This window comes from Kordiimonas lacus (assembly GCF_001550055.1).
GTDB classification, from domain to species: domain Bacteria; phylum Pseudomonadota; class Alphaproteobacteria; order Sphingomonadales; family Kordiimonadaceae; genus Kordiimonas; species Kordiimonas lacus.
In genome coordinates this window covers 330,299-345,107 of sequence record NZ_LRUA01000003.1, presented here as the reverse complement: position 1 = coordinate 345,107, position 14,809 = coordinate 330,299, and the positions used below count along the sequence as shown (strand labels likewise).

Sequence of the window (14,809 nt, the reverse complement as noted above, 5' to 3'; positions counted from 1 at the left end):
TATTATTTTATCGCTTTTGCAAATTTATGCAAAAACATCACCGACTCTCTTTTTCCCAGTCGAAAGGCGGGTAATCTGGATAGTCGAGGGTGATTCCCGTCTCGCCTGCCGCTGTGCGGCTGCGGGCTTCATCGCGCAGGCGCGCCAGGTCTTCAGTGATGCTGTAGCGCAGGTCCCGAAGCTGGGTCCAGTAGGCGCCGAAATGTTCCGGGCGCTCATCTGCTGCCAGCATGGGGCCGACGATGGCAAAGCCGCCATAGATGCGGGCCGCTTGTTTGCTTTCGAATTCCTTGATTTCGGTCATCAGCCGCGCCAGTTCGCCTGTGGGTACAGGGGCTGCAGTCGGTGTGCGGTCCTGGCCTGCAAACAGGCTGATTACCTTATCTGTGGGCATGGCCGCCGCGTCGCGCCAGATGTTCACCGTGTCAGCGTTCAGAAGTGTCTCGGTTTCCGGTTCAATCACCAGCACGGTGGGCGTGCCGTAAATCACGGGCAGGCCGAAGCGGGTGGCCACATGCAGGCCATGGTCCAGATAGCCTACGTCAACAATTTGTACTTCATAGCCTGCCTTCACCACCGCGGCGACTTCGGGCTTGTTGAGATGCTCGATAAAGCCCATGCTGTCGTGGCACCAGTTGGCGCCCATGACGATCATCGCGAGCTTGCCTGACGCGCGGGCGCGCATCAGTGCAGCGTCCACATCTGTCATCGCGTCCGCCGATGGTTTGAAGGGCGCATCGGTGTTGAAATGGTAGCTGGACTGACCTTCTGCATCCTCGGGCTCAAAGCCGGATGCAAGGGCCGGATCCTGAAGGCCGAACATCCCGGCAAAAAGGGCGATTGCCAATTTATACATGTGTCTGTCTTCCCTATAGGTCTGCTAAACTCATGCAGCAGAATTTGCCACTTTGCCAGTACTAATCGTCAGGTATATATAGGCGCATTGTCGCAGATGATTCCAGGCTTGGAAAAGCTGCGCATTAAAGTTACAACTGAAACCAATTGATATTGCTGCGATCCACACCCTTAGGAGAGTCTAATGTTTTCGCACCTCGAGCCGCTTCCCGCTGACCCAATTCTTGGCCTGTCGGCGCTTTTCAAGGCTGATACCAACCCGGAAAAAGTTGATCTGGGTGTCGGTGTCTACAAGACGGCAGAGGGCAACACACCGATTATGCGCTCCATTCAGGCGGCATTTGACCGGCTGGTGAAAACAGAAGGCAGCAAGGTTTATATCGCGCCTACGGGTTGGCCTGGCTTTACCGATGCGGCGCTTGACCTTTCACTGGGTGCACCGCTTGTGCATGCCCTTGAAGGCCAGATTGGTGCGATCCAGACACCGGGTGGTTGTGGTGCGCTGCGTCTCGGCTTTGAACTGGTAAACCACGCGGCTCCAGGCACCACCGTGTGGGTCTCAAACCCAACCTGGGCCAACCATGTGCCAACGCTGAAGGCGGCGGGCCTGGACAGCAAGGTGTACCGCTACTATGACCGTGCGACCACGTCGATCGACATCGAAGGCATGCTCGAGGACCTCAAGGGCGCCAAGGCGGGCGACCTGATCCTGCTGCACGCATCCTGCCACAACCCGACGGGCGCTGACCTGAATGATGAGGAATGGGACCGGGTGATCGAGCTGATCGGCGAACGCGGCCTGGTGCCGTTTCTGGACATGGCCTACCAGGGCTTTGCCCAGGGGCTGGAAGCTGATGCAGGCCCGCTGCGCCGCGCCTTTGAAAAGCTGCCGGAAGCTGTGCTTTCCTATAGCTGTTCCAAAAACTTCGGCCTGTACCGCGAACGCACGGGCGCGCTGATCGTCAAGTCCCAGGGCAAGGACGCCGCGAAGGCGCTGACGACCAACCTCGCCCGCATCGCCCGCGAAAACTATTCCATGCCGCCAAGCCACGGTGCCGCGCTGATGACCACAGTGATGCAGGATGAAGCCCTGCGCGCTGACTGGGTGGCTGAACTGGGTGAAATGCGCGACCGTGTCAACACCCTGAGGCGCACGCTGGCAGACAGCCTGACCCAGAAGGGCTATGGCGCTGAGTTCGGTGCTGTAGGGCGCCAGACGGGCATGTTCTCGCTGCTGAACCTGACGCCAGAGCAGGTCGCGGCCGTGCAGAAAGACAAGTCCATCTACTTCCCGGCAAACGGCCGCATCAACGTGGCGGGCCTGACGGAAGCCAACATCCCGTATGTGGCGGACGCCATCGCCGGCGTGATGTAAGGTAAAGCCTGATCAGTTATGGAAGAGGCGGTCCGGGTGGCCGCCTTTTTTATTTTCAAAGATCGCCACGATAGCAGCCATTGTCACACCGCTACCCAGAAAAATGGGGCCGACAAGTCGGAGGCCAGCGACAACCTGTAACGCATTCAACAAGTGGTGTTTCCCCAAAAGGAGCAGGGGGGTTGGTTACTGGCCCATGAAATCATAAATTATCAGGCCGCCTATGCCCGCAAGGATGCTTAAGACGGCGGCGGCCGGTATCAGCAATAAGGCGCCGATTACAGAAAAGGTGATCGTGGCGCCAGAGGGTGGGGTGCCGGTCGGGCCACCGAATGTCTCCAGCGATCTGTTATAAGCCGCAACCTGGAACAGATACTGCGCAATGAAGATAATCGCTGACACAAGGGCGATTCCTGCCCCAATGGGGGCGGTGGTAATTGGAATGATCAGGCCGGAGCCATAGGCTGAGCCGCCCATCACATATGGTACCGCAATGGCCGATGCAATGCAGGTCAAGCCGAACGTAATTGAAACATGCATTGTGAATTTCAGATGCGGCTTGGTGTTCTGCGCTGCGGGCATCATGGTTCCTCTATTTGTGTTCATGTAACACAATAATCTGAAATCGAAATAAGGCCAGAGATAGATAAAATTTGAAACAGGCGGTCCGGGTGGCCGCCTTTTTTATGCTCGGCCCGAGGCCAGCAGCATCTTGATGTCGGCTTTCAGGCCATCGATGTCATAGTCCGGGAACACTTCCAGAAAGCCAATGCCGGCGCGGGTGGCGGCTTCGCGCTTGACCGTGTCGCGGCCCTTTGCGGTGCCGTCCAGATCATGGCCCTCACCCTGATATTCCACCAGGATAACCGGGTATCCTTTCGCATCCGTAATGGCAAAATCCACGCGCTTGCTGTTGATCGCCAGGAAGCCTTCATCGGTGTCGCACGCGATCAATTCCCCCATGGAGACCTGCGGGAACACCTGATACTTGCCGCCATAGGCCGCCAGCAGGGTCTGCAGCTGACCATAGAGCTGGTGTTCGCCGTGGCGCATGATCTGCTTGCGGTCGAGAGAGGCGCTTTTGAGCGCCCGCAACTGCTTGCGGGACACCTTGCCCAGTCGGCCAATCGTACTGCGCCATGCAAGCCACAGAAGGGCGACAAGGACAGCAACGCCGATAAAGGAAATCATGGTTTCCGAAAATGTCATGAAGCACAGCCCCTTGTGTTTCAATTTCCACCAGCCTATGCCGGGTAGCGCGCAAACGCCAGCCCGCAGCCTAAAAAAGAAAATGGCGGGCAGCACCGGGGGCCGCCCGCCTGTGCGGGAATTACCAGAATTTCAGGCATTTCTCTGTTGGAGCTTAGGGAATGCCGAAGGCCAGGATTGCCCGGTGGGGCGGCCAGCGACTGCCGCCTCCCGCACTTAAACCTTGGGCTCAGGCGCCTGGGTCTGTCGCCCCTTCTTCCCGATAGACGCTGAAATCGAAATCTTCCACTTTAGCCGTGCCCAGCATCACGCCGAAGCCGATCAGCACGCAATATTGCATATAGAGGCTGGTCAGCACCGGGTCGAACGCTTCCAGCGCATATTCATCCGCCGCCACGGTGGTGATATGGAACAGGCTGATGCCAATCGAGGAATAGACCAGCACCTTTGTGATGGCTTCCACGGTTTTCATATAGTCCTTGCTGGCCTGGTATGGGTCCAGCTTCTTGCCGTAGATGAAGCGGGCGATGATCCAGGCATAGAGCAGGTTCATGCCGGTGGTCATGCCCACCGAAATGTAAACTTCTTCCTCCCAGGGCTGGTCCCAGCCCTTGACGGTCAGATAGTATACAAGCCACGCACCAAAGCAGACGAGTGCCGCAAACACCGCGACCGGTGAGACAAAGTCAAACAGGTGCCGGGGGCGCAGATCCGCCGTGCGCCGTGCTTCCTTGAAAGCGGCGCGCAAGGCTTTGTATTGCTTGTGCTCTTTCACTGCGACAATGAAAAACGGGATGAACTGCAGGAAGAAATAGAACATCACGAAGATTTCGTCACCGCCCAGCGGGTCAGGCCGGTATCCGCTGCCAAGCATGCCGGCCAGGATCAGCAGGCCAATGATGGCGATCCCATTGTTCACGCGTCTGAAAAGCTTCAGCTTTCCTGCCATGTTAGCGGCGAAGTTGGGCCCGGCGTTCGGATACAGTTTCGGGTATTCTTTAACTGGGAAATTGTCGATCACATAGCGCACCCGCGCGATGAAGCGTCCCGGGAAATAGTGGCTGAGCAGGTAAATCTGCCCCAGGAAGGCGGCATAATAAATCACCATCACAGCGGTTTCGGACATATTGAACGGCATGTCATTGGCCTCCCGCTACAAGCTTGAACAGATAGGCAAGGCCGCCTGCGGCGACCAGCATGAGCATAATGATAAGGGCGGCGTACATTGTTATTCTCCCGCTGTCGGTTTGTTTTGCATGATGTTCGCGAAGGCTATTCTGATCTCGCTGTCGGTTGCGCCTTTTTCGCGGCATGCGTTGATTGTTTGGTTGATCTGGCCTGCGACCCAGGCATTCAGGTCAAAGTCCATGTTCTTGCGGGCATCGGGGTGCACGAAGGTGCCCCTGTAGCCCTTGGTGATAATCACCTTGTCCCGTTCCAGAAGCTGGTAGGCCTTGGCGACGGTCTTGTTATTCAGGTTCAGGTCATTTGCCAGCTGCCGGATGGAGGGCAGGGCATCGCCGGGGTTGATGCCGCCCGCGCTGACAGCACGTTTGATCTCGGCCATCAGTTGGGCAAAAAGCGGTTCCTCGGCGTCTATGTCGATGACTATTTCCATATTCTTCTCATCTGTCGTGACTCGGGTTTCTGCTCCAAATGGCCGGGATCGCTTGGTGTTTTTGTTGTTCCCTGTGTACCATGTATATAAGGGGTACAATGGGTACATTAAAGAGTCAAGCGCCAAAACCACCGGCAGACTTTTGCGTGCCCTGCAGAAGTGTCTGTCTTTACCGATTTCAGGTCCGATGCCCCTCAGGGGCTAGAGCCGCACCAGGTCATCCCGAGTAAGTGCGGCAGATTGGAATATCTGACATGCGAGAAGCCCCTGACTCTCCGCTCGGTCGCGGTGTCTGAAGCGCTGCGGTTGATCGTGCGACCTATTTATTCTTGGTCAGGAAGTTCTTGATGATGCCTGTCAGGTCCAGGATCGAGCTGTCGGCGGCATCCATGTGTTCCTCAAGGTCATCCACCTCGTGATGCTGGCGTTCCAGCTCACGCGCCTCCAGCTCGGCCTCCAGCGCGTCCAGCAGTTTCCGCGTTTTCTTAACCCGTTTCTTGAGCTTCTTGTATGGCAGGTCTGTTATGTCTTTAGCCATGATTAAGTCTCCTCGCACTTCTTAAGCAAACATCTGGTAAACCAGTACCAGCACGCCCGGCAAAGCAAAGTAAACACCCAAAATATACAACAAGGCCAGCGACTTGTTCTTGGTGGCCAGTTTCGCAAGCGACGTTGCGCCCTTCAGCGGCAGCATGCGCAGGTTCTTGATGCCGTAAATAACCAGCACCGCCAGCACATTGAAGGTAAGGTGTACCATGGCAATTGTCATCGCCGGCAGGGCTGTGGCGCCGGTAATGGCCGTCGCCGCCAGAAGTGACGTGATACAGGTGCCGATGTTGGCGCCCAGGGTGAAGGGGTAAATCTGTTTCAGGCGGAAGCTGCCCGCGCCCGCCAGCGGCACCATCAGGCTTGTCGTGGTGGAAGATGATTGCACCAGAACCGTGACAATCGCGCCCGACGTGATGCCCGCAACCGGCCCGCGGCCAATGGCACCATGCATCACCCTTTTGGCCCGGCCAACCATCAGCTTCTTCAGCAGTTTACCAACAAACATGATGGAGAAAAAGATGATCGCGACACCAAACAGGATGAGGAGCGCGTTTGCCCAGGGGGCATAGATCATCTCGGAAAAGTCCTTCACCAGGCCGATAACGGGTTTGGTGATGGGCTTGATGAAGTTGAAGCCTTTTACGCTGACATCCGCGCCGCCCACCAGGAAGCTGGCCACAAACGCGCCGATTTTATGGAGAATCCCTGTTGCCAGCTCCAGCGTCATGAAGATGATCACGGCAATCAGGTTGAAGATGTCATGCACCGTGGCGGCGGCAAAGGCGCGCCGGAAGGCCTTCTTGCGGTTAATATGCCCCAGCGCCACGATGGTGTTGGTGATGGTGGTGCCAATGTTGGCGCCCATCACCATGGGTACGGCCATTTCAACCGACAGCCCACCAGCCACCAGACCGACGATGATGGAGGTAACGGTGGACGAGGACTGGATCAGCGAGGTGGCCAGAATGCCAACCACAAGCCCCATGAAGGGGTTGGTGGCGAATTCGAACAGCTGGGTTGCGTCCCCCTTGGTCGCGCCCTTGAAGCCGCTGCCGATCATTCCGACCGCCGTAATGAGAAGATAGACCAGAAACGCGACAGCGATCCACTGGACGGTCGACTTCAGGATGGAAGTTTCCTCCGCACCGGCCGTTGCTACGGGTTGATTGGTCATGATTGTCGTCCCCTAAACCACCAAATTTCAGTATCGCCCCCAGAGGCGCTGGATGCTAGTTGGGTTGCCGCCCGAGGTCAAATCCAATCGTCTGTTGGCGCCAGTGGTGGGCACGGAAATCTCGTTGAGGGGTTATTCAGGTTGAAGATCTTTGATCACCTGCGCATCGATCCAATAGAGGTCAGATTGAGGCTCTCCGTTACCGCCCGCTGATGGCACCATCCTGTTGAAGAACAGATATTTGCCGTCAGGCGTGATGTGGGGGCCGCCCTCTTCCGCGTCTGTGTTGACCTTGTCGCCCATATTGATCGCTTCGCCCCAGGAACCATCTGGCCGCCGGAAGCTGATGTATAGGTCATTGCTGCCAAAGCCGCTCTCTCTTTCCCCGTCCCACATGATGTAACTCTCATCAGGCGCGATATAGGGGTGGGCATTCCATGTGCCGGTGTTGATCTCATTGGGCAGGGGCTGCGGGTCTTCCCGTTTCCCGTCAACAAACCTTGAATACCGAAGCGTGCCATTGCCGTCACGGGTCCATTCATCGAAAACCAAAGTGCCCTTGGCAGACGCCGACAGGCCCATGATGTCTATTGCCTCGAAAGCGGGGCCGAGGCTTTTCATGTCCGACCAGCCGTCAGGTGTGCGCTCTTTATACTGGACGCCATAATGCAGGGCCTTACCGTCGGGCGAGGGGAACGGCCGGCGCCAGCCTTCCGGCATCACAACTTTCTGCCAGCCGTCACCCACGCGTTCATAGGTAACTTTTTCGGGCTCTGGTGCGTCCCGCGTGTGCCGCCACCGGTTGACATAAAATTTATTCATATCCAGCGAAAAGCTTCCGGCATCGCCCCATTTTTCCGTGTTCACAAGACCAGGTGCGAAGGGTTCGGCGGTCATGCCGGGTGGTGTTTGGCCGAGGTAAGGGCCTTTGAGCGCAGACAGGTCGTCCCCCGCATGGCTGCCGCTCGCCACCGATGCAGCAAAGGCTATAACTGTTGACGCAAAAAAGAATTTCATGGTTCCCCCCTTATTCCGCAAACGCAGGCAGAATTCTTTCCGCCGTTTTCTGCAGGGTACTGGGCTCTGCATCATGAGCGGTTACCACCACCATCAAATCCAGCTCCTCGATCAGAATGATAAACTGGCCACCACCCCCTTGGGCAGATGCGCTGAAATAGCTTTTATCGCCGGCTCTCAGATCTGCGCTCCACCAGAAATACCCATACCCCTGGTTGGAAACATCTTTGCCGCCGCCAAAAGCATCCTCATCCCCAACAGCAATGAGCCTGTCGGTTGCTTTGGCAATGAAGGCCTCCGGCACCAACTGTGCACCATTCCACCGCCCTTTATTCAGGGCCAGAGCAGCTACCTTGACCATGGCACGCGATGTAATGCTTGCGCGCCACCCTGCCGCTGGCAGGCCACTCGGGTCGGTCTGCCAGCTATAGGTCGCTATGCCCATTTTGCCGAAGAGTTCATCCTTGATAAAATCTTTGGCAGAACCAGGCACGACTGCCTCAAGGACCTGCATTACCAAGCCTGGGCCGGTGCCATAAAGAAAGGTTTGAGACTCTGCGGTGATCGGTGCGGTGCGCTCAAAGATGGCCTGTACCTGCTTCTGGCCCTGAATCTGGTTCGGGTCGTCGTTAAGGGCGCTCCACTGTTCTTCCGTCAGCCGAATGCCGGTGGTCATCGTGAGTGCCTGATGTAGCGTGATCTTGTCTGCACCTTCGATAAATTTTGTTGGGTCCAGCTCTTTCAGAAAGCTGGCCACGGGTTTGTCCAGGTCGGCCATGGTCAGATATCCCATCTGGATTGCACGCCCCAGTGCCAAACCGGTGTAAGTCTTCGTCGCGGAAACTTGCGGGTGGGTCAAGTTGACTCGACCACGCAAATAGTATGATTCAAATAACAGTTTGCCGCCCTGTGCGATCAATAGACTGTCGATATCGCCGTGCTTACCCTCAGCGATCTCCCGAGCCAGCTTGATGATCATGTCTTTATTGCCGCCATCGCCACCCAGTTGGCCCACACTAACGCCGTCTTTTCTGTCCGCCGGCGTGGCATCAATAAAAGCTTTTTCAAGAAGCGGGACATCCCAAAATGACAGCCCGGCATCATCGACGGTAACCTCCAGCGACACATAATCCATATGCGGCGTTTTCCAGAAAGGAAGCGCGGCCTCGGTGGTTGTGGCGCCATTGCTTTCAGCCGCGCTGACTGTGCTGAAGCTGCTCACACTGCTTAACAAGGCAACAGCAAGAAAGTGCGTGAATTTTGCTTTGATCGTCATGATAATTCCCCATTCTATTGAACCCCACACAGACAAAATCAGATTTTTTTGGTGAAGCGTTATTTGTTCCCGTCAGGGCTCAATCTTGTGGCCGCAGGTTTTCGATCACCTTGGCGTCAACCCAGAAGATATCGATGTTGTCATAGTTGCCTGGCGGGCTCACGACCCTGTTGAAGAACAGATATTTGCCGTCTGGCGAGACATAAGCCCCCGCCTCCGAGGCTGCTGTATTGATCTCGGCCCCCATATTTTGGGCGTCTGTCCATGTGCCGTCCGGCAGCTGGAAGCTTATATAAAGATCACCGTCCCCCTGGCCGCTTTCCCGCTCCCCATCCCAGATGATGTAAGATCCGTCCGGTGCGACGAAGGGGTGGGCATTCCACAGGCCTGTGTTGATCTCTGTCCCGAACGCTTCTGGGGCCTGGCGCACACCGTCCACCAGATGGGAATAGCGGATGATGCCGTCGCCGTTCGGCACGCCAGCCTCGTCAAAAACATAGGTGCCATCCAACGTGGCCGACAAGCGCATGATGCGGATGTCTTCAAAATCAGGGCCCAGGCTTTTCATTTCACCCCAGTCATCGCCGGCTCGCTCCCTATAATGCTTGCCCAGATGCATGGTCTTGCCGTCAGGTGAAACGATCGGGCGGCCAACGCGTTCCGTCATGCCAGACACGGTCCAGCGGCCATCTGCCTGTTTCAGGGAAACCAGCCACCAGTCTTCACTGTTGGTCTTTTTCAGCGTGTAATAATATTCCGTCATGTCCGGACTGAAAAAGCCGCTGAGTTCCCGGTGACCTTTCGAAATGATGCCCGGAGCGAACACCTCGGGTGTCAGTCCGGGTGGTTGTTGGCCAAAGTATGGGCCTTCGGCAACCGACGCCTCGTTGCCTGCGTGGCTGGCGTCGCTCAATATCATCGCCGCAAATAGCAGGGCTGCCTTTGTACAAGAAGGTTTCATAACGTCTTTCATGCCCATGGTTAGTTTTTCGGCCGCAGGTCTTCGATGAAGCCCGCGCTGACCCAGAAAATGTCCACATTCTCAAAATTGTCTGAACCCACATTTCTGTTGAAAAACAGGTATTTGCCGTCTGGCGTCACGCCTGCGGCGGCCTCCCAGACTGGCGTATTGATCTTGTCGCCCAGATTGATGGCCCCGCCCCACGATCCGTCCTTCTGGCGGTAGCTGATATAGATGTCGGAATTGCCGTAGCCGCTGTCGCGTTTGACATCAAAGATCAGGTAGGATTCGTCTGGCGCGATGAAGGGGTGGTTGATATGCACGCCTGTATTGATCGCCGCGCCAAGCGCCTGCGGTGTTTCCCGCTTACCGTCAATCATCCTTGAAAAGCGGACGGGGAAGGATTCATTGTTTTCGTCATAGGTATCGAAATAAAGCGTGCCGCTTGCAGACGATGACATCCGCATGATCAGAAATTCACTAAAGGGCGCGTCCAGCATTTTCACGTCCGACCAGCCGTCTTGGGTGCGCTCCCTGTAGCGCCGCCCCAGATGCATGGTTTTACCGTCCGCCGAGATAACAGGCTGGCCCAGGCGCGGGGCCATAACCTCTTTGTGCCACGCGCCACCCTTCTGCCACAGGCGCATCAGCTCATGCTCCTCCGTGTCGGCATTGTTGCGCAGGAAATAGGCTTCCTTCATATCCGGCATGAAAGTGAGGCCATATTCCCAGCCGTCAGTTGAAACAATACCGGGCGCAAAGGGGATGGGGGTGTCGCCGGGTGGCGTTTGGCCAACGTAAGGGCCGCTCATGCCTGTGACCCTATCACCGGCTTGGCTGCCAGCCGTTACTGCGGCAGATGCAAGAAAAAAGGCAATAGAGAAAGAAAGACGTTTCATAGACTTACCTTCCTGTAGAGGCTGATTCCGGATCAGCAATAAGACCCGACAACCATTTGAAGCTGCGCACTGCTGTGGCTGGGAAGGCTTCGGAGTGGCCGGACTTTTCAACAATCTCAAGCTCTTTTGGGTTGAGGCCCGCAGCTTTATGGCGCTGAAGCATGGACATGAATGCTTCAATCAGGGGTATTGCGTCGGTTTCTTTCTCACCCACGCTCACATACACATTGGCGTTCAGCGGTGTGCCATCAGCTTCGTGTTTTGTGGCGAGGTCTTGAAGAAACTTGAGGCTCCTTGGGTCGAAGGCCGGACTACCGAGCACATAATGTTTGAATGTATCCGGTTCTTCAAAGAGAATATAGGAACCAAACTGACCCCCAAGGGAAAAGCCAAAATAGATGCGCTCAGTCGGGTCTGTTTGGTAGTTGGCTTCCACATATTTGATCACATCATTGCGGATAAAGGTCAGGTGATTACGAGCCTGGCCATCTTTGTATTTTGCTTGCAGTTCTGGGGTGGGAGCCGGAATAAACGTGTAATCGCGGTTGCGGCTGCGATGAGGCCGCTCGTCACCGTCAAAATCGTCTTTCGAATCCTTCTGCCAGGACATAACCACGACGATGGCGTTTGGCAGCATAAACTCGGCGGCGCCAGACAATAACGGCATGTGCCAGTCACCGTCGGTGGCATAAACCACGGGGTGCTTTACACTCGCGTCTTTCCCATAATCTTCCGGCAGTCTGATATAGAGATCATACGCCCTGCCCGTTGAGCTGTCCGTGATAGGCACCACTTCAGTTCTCAGAATTTTATAGGACTTATGATCGCTACTTTGCGCGCCTGTAAGCGACAGCAAAATTAACGCAATCACAACAATAAATTTTTTCATGATAATCCCCCCATAAATGTCGGCAAGCATACGGGCCTGCAGACCAAGCTGGGCGCATTAGGTCATATATCGGAAGATATACAAAGCCCGTGCGATGAAACGTTTCGTCGCTGAGGTAAGGTGTGAGGTTATAACAAATCGTGGACGCGGGGCTTGAGCGCTTTCCTAAGGGAAGTCGCAATCCGATCTCAGGCCGTCGCCGTATACCTTTCAGGTAAATCAGCAGGAGTATCCATGCGGCACTTACTGATCATATGGAAGGCGCGATGACATCCAAGGCGTGGGCTTCTGACCTGTCCGGCCTGCTGGCGGAAAGCACCGATGCTGCGGTGGTGATTGGCGCCAGCGGCGGCATCGGCGGCGCGCTTTTGCAGGCCCTTGAGGATGTGCGTCCCGCCGGGCAGGTGATCGGCTTTTCCCGCAGTAGTGAGGGCGGGCTGGACCTCCTGGATGAAGCCACCATCAAGGAGGCTGCGGCATCCATCCGGCGGCGGGGCGTGACGCTCAGGCTCCTGATTGTTGCCACTGGTGTACTGGAAACAGGCGCGACGCGGGCCGAGAAAAGCCTGCGCGAACTGGACCCCACCAGCATGCTCAGGATGTTTCAGCTGAACACAGTCGGCCCCGCGCTTGTGCTGAAGCATTTCCTGTCCCTTGTGCCGCGCAAGGGCCGGTCGGTGGCGGTGTGCCTGTCAGCGCGGGTGGGCAGCATTGGCGATAACCGCCTGGGCGGTTGGTACAGCTACCGCGCGTCCAAGACGGCGCTCAACCAGCTGATTAAAACCGCGTCGGTGGAACTGGCGCGCAAGGCGCCGGATGCCGTCCTTGCCGCGCTTCACCCCGGCACGGTGGACACACCGCTGACACAGCCGTTTGCGAAAACCGGCCTTGACGTGCAGGCGCCTGATGTGGCCGCAGGCCGGCTGCTCCGCGTTATCGCGGGGCTGCAGACCGCCGATACAGGCGGCTTTTTTGACCATAAAGGCATGAGGATAGAATGGTGAAACATGGCCTATGGGCAGTGGTGTTTCTGTGTGTGCTGGCGTGGCCGGCGCACGCGCTGGACGCTTTGAACCATTATGACGTGCTTAGGGGCGGCAAGAAGATCGGCGACCATGAAATTCGCTTCTCCCGCACGGGACAGACCCTGCGTGTGGTGTCGGAAACCCGGATGAAAGTGAAATTCCTGTTCATCACCGCCTACCGCTATCACTACCGGTCTGAAGAAATCTGGCATGGCGGTGTGCTTGAAAGCGTATCCACTGAGGTCAATGACAATGGCGAGCGCACCAGCACCCGGATTGAGGCCGACGGCGGCGACTATGTGGCCATAGACGCAGACGGCAGCAGCCGGCGTATCGAGCGCGCCTTTGTCACCACCAACCACTGGAATGTGGGCGTGGTGGCGGCGAACACGCTTTATAACACCATCACCGGCAGGCTGAACGAGGTGGCAATTACCGGCACCAATGTCGCGCAATCGCCTGAAGCCTTTGCGCTGCAGGTGCGCGGTGATCTGGATATCGACACCCGCTATGACGTGCTCGGCAACTGGCTGGGCATGACCTTCACCCACGATGACGGCAGTGAAATTGAATTCCGCTGCACGGATTGCCGCAACACGCTGGAGATACCCTCATGATTATCTGGATCACCGGCGGCAGCTCAGGCATCGGGCGCGAGCTGGCGCTGCAGTATCTGGCTGCGGGCCACAAGGTGTTTGTGACCGCCCGGTCGGCTGACAAGCTGAAGACGCTGGCGGAAGAAGCCAAACCGCTTCCGGGCGACTATAACTGGGCGGTGGCCGATGTGTGCGACCGCGCGGCCCTCAAGCTGGCGGTCGCTACCTTAGAGACCGCCTGGGGCGTCCCTGATCTGGCCATCCTTAACGCCGGCACGCACCAGCCAACATCCGCCCGCCAGTTTGACCTGGCCACACATGAACGGCTGATGCAGGTGAACTATATGGGCGTGCTGAACTGTCTTGAGGCGGTGTTGCCGTCCATGCGGGCGCGGGGGAGGGGCCAGGTGGCGCTTGTGGCGTCGCTCGCCGGCTATCGCGGACTCCCGATGGCAAGCGCCTATGGTGCCTCCAAGGCGGCGCTGATCAATTTTGCGGAAAGCATTCGGGAAGAACTGAAGCTGGACGGTATCGACGTGCGGCTGGTAAACCCCGGTTTTGTCAAAACCCCGCTGACGGACCTCAATGATTTCCCCATGCCGTTTCTGATGCCGGTCGACAAGGCAGCGGCGCGGATTGTCAAAGGCCTGGCGGGGGCCGGGTTCGAGGTGACCTTCCCGACCCGCTTTGCCTTCATCATGAAGTTGCTGCGGCTGCTGCCAGACAGGCTCTATCTGGCAGCAACAAAGGGAATGGCGCGGGGCGACTGACCGTTATTCGGCGGCAATGCCAACGCTGCTGCTACCCGCGTCATCCGCGCGGCGGAAGCTCAGGAAAACGGTGCCAATCTTGAAGCCCCAACGGTACACCGTGGCTTTGTTGAGAAGCGTGCCGTCCTTCTGCAGGAACATCCAGTCATCAAACGTCACGTTCCAGACGTCATCTCCCACGGTCAGCCGAAATTTGTAGGTCCAGTGGAAGCTGTTGCCTGATGTCTTGCCTTCCGCTTCGCCAATGGCCATTTCGGTGCGGCCCACATAGCTGTTGGGGCCGGTTTTGTCGATTTCCCAGCGGCGGAATTCGGTGCTTCCGTCGTTATAGAGGAAGTTCTCATCCAGCGTCAGCGTGGTGCCGTCGAAGCTGCCGTCGATATCCACGGTGAACTGGTTGCGCACATTCCCGAACCGGTCTTCAAAGAGGCCGGTCGCTTTCGTCTTGCCGGTAAAATAGTCCTCCAGAACGAATCTGGGTTCCTGATCTTTGAATTCTTCTACTGTCATGCTTGTGCTGCAGGCGGTCAGGCAAAATAGGGCAACTGCCAATGTGAAAATATGCCGCGCCACTCCTGTCTCCTTTGATTGAAACG

At 56.7% G+C, this 14,809-nt stretch carries 17 protein-coding genes; 4 read left to right on the top strand and 13 right to left on the bottom strand.

Translation table 11 applies throughout. The features are described 5' to 3' along the window. Nucleotides 1–37 precede the first annotated feature (37 nt). On the bottom strand, nt 38–856 hold the full coding sequence (locus KORLAC_RS05000; protein WP_068303939.1) for a thioredoxin domain-containing protein: 819 nt from the start codon (nt 854–856) through the stop codon (nt 38–40). Between the two features lie 183 nt (nt 857–1,039). On the opposite strand from KORLAC_RS05000, the gene KORLAC_RS04995 reads away from it, so the two are divergent. After that, entirely contained in the window at nt 1,040–2,230 is a 1,191-nt protein-coding gene (locus KORLAC_RS04995; RefSeq protein ID WP_068303937.1) for an amino acid aminotransferase, read from the top strand. 186 nt (nt 2,231–2,416) lie between these two features. Here KORLAC_RS04995 and KORLAC_RS04990 read toward each other — a convergent pair whose 3' ends face one another. From KORLAC_RS04990 to KORLAC_RS04940, 11 genes are all read right to left on the bottom strand, one after another. Beyond that, nucleotides 2,417–2,815: a hypothetical protein gene (locus KORLAC_RS04990; RefSeq protein ID WP_139167567.1), complete on the bottom strand. Its 399-nt coding sequence runs from the start codon at nt 2,813–2,815 to the stop codon at nt 2,417–2,419. Nucleotides 2,816–2,914: 99 nt separating this feature from the next. After that, the gene (locus KORLAC_RS04985) at nt 2,915–3,439 is read right to left on the bottom strand and encodes a DUF2726 domain-containing protein (RefSeq protein WP_068303933.1); all 525 of its coding nucleotides are present in this window, start codon (nt 3,437–3,439) and stop codon (nt 2,915–2,917) included. Nucleotides 3,440–3,668: 229 nt separating this feature from the next. After that, a complete protein-coding gene (locus KORLAC_RS04980) occupies nt 3,669–4,577 on the bottom strand; it encodes a hypothetical protein (RefSeq protein WP_068303931.1) in 909 nt (302 codons plus the stop codon). Between the two features lie 90 nt (nt 4,578–4,667). After that, nucleotides 4,668–5,057 (bottom strand): GntR family transcriptional regulator, encoded by a 390-nt coding sequence (locus KORLAC_RS04975; RefSeq protein ID WP_068303930.1) that lies wholly within the window; start codon nt 5,055–5,057, stop codon nt 4,668–4,670. Between the two features lie 319 nt (nt 5,058–5,376). Further along, a complete protein-coding gene (locus KORLAC_RS04970) occupies nt 5,377–5,595 on the bottom strand; it encodes a hypothetical protein (RefSeq protein WP_068303928.1) in 219 nt (72 codons plus the stop codon). 21 nt (nt 5,596–5,616) lie between these two features. Then, nucleotides 5,617–6,780: a Na/Pi symporter gene (locus KORLAC_RS04965; RefSeq protein ID WP_068303926.1), complete on the bottom strand. Its 1,164-nt coding sequence runs from the start codon at nt 6,778–6,780 to the stop codon at nt 5,617–5,619. A gap of 132 nt (nt 6,781–6,912) precedes the next feature. Further along, nucleotides 6,913–7,797 (bottom strand): TolB-like translocation protein, encoded by an 885-nt coding sequence (locus KORLAC_RS04960; protein ID WP_068303924.1) that lies wholly within the window; start codon nt 7,795–7,797, stop codon nt 6,913–6,915. A gap of 10 nt (nt 7,798–7,807) precedes the next feature. Next, nucleotides 7,808–9,073: a serine hydrolase domain-containing protein gene (locus KORLAC_RS04955; RefSeq protein ID WP_068303922.1), complete on the bottom strand. Its 1,266-nt coding sequence runs from the start codon at nt 9,071–9,073 to the stop codon at nt 7,808–7,810. A 79-nt stretch (nt 9,074–9,152) separates the two neighbouring features. Next, complete coding sequence (locus KORLAC_RS04950; RefSeq protein WP_068304658.1) at nt 9,153–10,034, bottom strand: TolB-like translocation protein; 882 nt, start codon at nt 10,032–10,034, stop codon at nt 9,153–9,155. A 20-nt stretch (nt 10,035–10,054) separates the two neighbouring features. Further along, nucleotides 10,055–10,933, bottom strand: a complete 879-nt coding sequence (locus KORLAC_RS04945; RefSeq protein WP_068303921.1) for a TolB-like translocation protein — start codon at nt 10,931–10,933, stop codon at nt 10,055–10,057. Between the two features lie 4 nt (nt 10,934–10,937). Further along, nucleotides 10,938–11,822 carry an alpha/beta hydrolase gene (locus tag KORLAC_RS04940; protein WP_074519410.1) on the bottom strand — a complete coding sequence of 295 codons (885 nt, stop codon included), beginning with the start codon at nt 11,820–11,822 and terminating at the stop codon, nt 10,938–10,940. Nucleotides 11,823–12,088: 266 nt separating this feature from the next. On the opposite strand from KORLAC_RS04940, the gene KORLAC_RS04935 reads away from it, so the two are divergent. From KORLAC_RS04935 to KORLAC_RS04925, 3 genes are read left to right on the top strand one after another with little or no spacing between them, the layout of a single operon-like run. After that, nucleotides 12,089–12,826 carry an SDR family NAD(P)-dependent oxidoreductase gene (locus tag KORLAC_RS04935; protein ID WP_206594860.1) on the top strand — a complete coding sequence of 246 codons (738 nt, stop codon included), beginning with the start codon at nt 12,089–12,091 and terminating at the stop codon, nt 12,824–12,826. Then, a complete protein-coding gene (locus KORLAC_RS04930; protein WP_068303915.1) occupies nt 12,820–13,464 on the top strand; it encodes a DUF6134 family protein in 645 nt (214 codons plus the stop codon). Before KORLAC_RS04935 ends, KORLAC_RS04930 begins: the two co-directional genes overlap by 7 nt. Next, nucleotides 13,461–14,213, top strand: a complete 753-nt coding sequence (locus KORLAC_RS04925) for an SDR family NAD(P)-dependent oxidoreductase (protein ID WP_068303913.1) — start codon at nt 13,461–13,463, stop codon at nt 14,211–14,213. Before KORLAC_RS04930 ends, KORLAC_RS04925 begins: the two co-directional genes overlap by 4 nt. Nucleotides 14,214–14,216: 3 nt before the next feature. On the opposite strand, the gene KORLAC_RS04920 is transcribed toward KORLAC_RS04925, so the two are convergent. Further along, a complete protein-coding gene (locus tag KORLAC_RS04920) occupies nt 14,217–14,786 on the bottom strand; it encodes a DUF3833 domain-containing protein (RefSeq protein WP_074519396.1) in 570 nt (189 codons plus the stop codon). Nucleotides 14,787–14,809 lie beyond the last annotated feature (23 nt).

Excerpts from the sequence above, each read along its gene's own strand:
- KORLAC_RS05000 (WP_068303939.1), bottom strand. The coding sequence starts at position 856 with ATGTATAAATTGGCAATCGCCCTTTTTGCCGGGATGTTCGGCCTTCAG.
- KORLAC_RS04995 (WP_068303937.1), top strand. The coding sequence starts at position 1,040 with ATGTTTTCGCACCTCGAGCCGCTTCCCGCTGACCCAATTCTTGGCCTG.
- KORLAC_RS04990 (WP_139167567.1), bottom strand. The coding sequence starts at position 2,815 with ATGATGCCCGCAGCGCAGAACACCAAGCCGCATCTGAAATTCACAATG.
- KORLAC_RS04985 (WP_068303933.1), bottom strand. The coding sequence starts at position 3,439 with ATGACATTTTCGGAAACCATGATTTCCTTTATCGGCGTTGCTGTCCTT.
- KORLAC_RS04980 (WP_068303931.1), bottom strand. The coding sequence starts at position 4,577 with ATGCCGTTCAATATGTCCGAAACCGCTGTGATGGTGATTTATTATGCC.
- KORLAC_RS04975 (WP_068303930.1), bottom strand. The coding sequence starts at position 5,057 with ATGGAAATAGTCATCGACATAGACGCCGAGGAACCGCTTTTTGCCCAA.
- KORLAC_RS04970 (WP_068303928.1), bottom strand. The coding sequence starts at position 5,595 with ATGGCTAAAGACATAACAGACCTGCCATACAAGAAGCTCAAGAAACGG.
- KORLAC_RS04965 (WP_068303926.1), bottom strand. The coding sequence starts at position 6,780 with ATGACCAATCAACCCGTAGCAACGGCCGGTGCGGAGGAAACTTCCATC.
- KORLAC_RS04960 (WP_068303924.1), bottom strand. The coding sequence starts at position 7,797 with ATGAAATTCTTTTTTGCGTCAACAGTTATAGCCTTTGCTGCATCGGTG.
- KORLAC_RS04955 (WP_068303922.1), bottom strand. The coding sequence starts at position 9,073 with ATGACGATCAAAGCAAAATTCACGCACTTTCTTGCTGTTGCCTTGTTA.
- KORLAC_RS04950 (WP_068304658.1), bottom strand. The coding sequence starts at position 10,034 with ATGAAACCTTCTTGTACAAAGGCAGCCCTGCTATTTGCGGCGATGATA.
- KORLAC_RS04945 (WP_068303921.1), bottom strand. The coding sequence starts at position 10,933 with ATGAAACGTCTTTCTTTCTCTATTGCCTTTTTTCTTGCATCTGCCGCA.
- KORLAC_RS04940 (WP_074519410.1), bottom strand. The coding sequence starts at position 11,822 with ATGAAAAAATTTATTGTTGTGATTGCGTTAATTTTGCTGTCGCTTACA.
- KORLAC_RS04935 (WP_206594860.1), top strand. The coding sequence starts at position 12,089 with ATGACATCCAAGGCGTGGGCTTCTGACCTGTCCGGCCTGCTGGCGGAA.
- KORLAC_RS04930 (WP_068303915.1), top strand. The coding sequence starts at position 12,820 with ATGGTGAAACATGGCCTATGGGCAGTGGTGTTTCTGTGTGTGCTGGCG.
- KORLAC_RS04925 (WP_068303913.1), top strand. The coding sequence starts at position 13,461 with ATGATTATCTGGATCACCGGCGGCAGCTCAGGCATCGGGCGCGAGCTG.